This window comes from Aeoliella straminimaris (assembly GCF_024054565.1).
Lineage (GTDB): Bacteria > Planctomycetota > Planctomycetia > Pirellulales > Lacipirellulaceae > Aeoliella > Aeoliella straminimaris.
Genome location: NZ_JAMXLR010000098.1, coordinates 1 through 1403, shown reverse-complemented (window position 1 = coordinate 1403; position 1403 = coordinate 1). Strand labels below are relative to the sequence as shown.

The following is a 1403-nucleotide window of genomic DNA, read 5'->3' as shown; positions in this document are numbered from 1 at the left end:
TAGGCCGCCATGGCGACTGTGTTTTCCAGTAGTTGTTTGACTTTTCGCGTCCCTGGTCCTCGCAGGGCCAGTGACAAAATCTTTTGCCGCATGCTTCGCCGACGGAGCGTGGCCAGCATATCGGCGAACGACGGTTCGGCTTTCGACGTGTACCACGGACAATCCAGCGGTTGATATGCTCGATGCCCTTCCCGCGCGAACCACAACACGATCAGCGAGTACAGCAGCATTGCCAGCGGGGCGGTCCGCTCGACCGCTTTGCGCGACCAGCCTTGCGGCTCTTCAAATCCCAGGTGCTGCTTGCTGTCGTGAAAGGCGACTTCCACGCTCCAGCGACTGGCGTACCAGGCAATCACCGCTTCGGCAGTCGCTTCATGGCAAGTCGAATAGAACGCTTCTTGACCACGACCGCCCGCCAAGGCTTCGACCGCCACCACCCGCAACGGACGCTCGGGCGCGGCATGCATGCGTGCCTGGCAATCGGCGAGACGAGCTTTCTCGGTGCGACCGTAGACATCCAATTCTACACGACGACAACGCTCGGCAAGCATCTCTTCGGGCGTGGGCAACCGTTCGCCCCGTTTGCGCGGACGCCCGTTGGTTCCCGGCTGACGTACTGGCGGCGCGTCGTAAAGTCGCGCATCTTTGACCAGGCGGCTGGTCAAATCGCAGTTTTCCGGCAACTCGCAAAGCACCGTCTTGCCACCGTAGGCACTGTCGGCAACGACGTGAAAACGCACGTTATCCCGCTGTTTGCACAGCAGCTGGAGCAATTCGACGGCCAGTTGCGAGCGTTTGCGATACCCCCGGCGATGCTTCTCGGCCTTCGCCTTGTTCAGGTACAAGCGAAACAAGATTGGCAAGCAGAAGTAGTGTCCCGGGCGAAATGGCAACTCGACGATCACACCCAGCACCACCCAGTTATGTCCCCAATTGGTGATCGTCTTCGAGCGACTGGAGAGCAGCGGATCGTGATGCATCCCACAGCCGAACATCTTCCGGCCTCGCTTGCGAGCCAACGTGTCGTCCAGCCCCAGCATTACCACCTCACCCAAAACAGGTCGCAGCAGATCGAACACCGCAAGTCCTACTCCATCGAGCGACCACCGCGCATGGCTGAATACGCGGTGATAAGACGAGAAATGCTTGTCGGCAGTTTCACCCGCAGCCAAGATCATCCGAGTGACGGTACGCCTGCTGGCAAACACCCAACCAGCCATGATGGTGGTCAAGCTGTCAAAAGTGGGAGCCGTCATGGTCATCGCGAAGGGTTGCAACAAAGCCACAAAACCGGGTACAAGTTCCATAGTGAGCCTCCTTGCTCGAGATGTCTGGATGTTAGAACCCAACCATCTTGACGGAGGCTCGCTCTATGTCGGAACAGCAATTTTACACTCCCAAAA

Annotated in this window: 1 protein-coding gene; it reads right to left on the bottom strand. The window is 58.5% G+C overall.

Translation table 11 applies throughout. The features are described 5' to 3' along the window. Window positions 1–1307, bottom strand: a 1307-nt coding sequence (locus NG895_RS30115) for an IS701 family transposase (protein ID WP_252856284.1), incomplete at its 3' end; no start/stop codon positions are given. Between the last annotated feature and the right edge of the window lie 96 nt (window positions 1308–1403).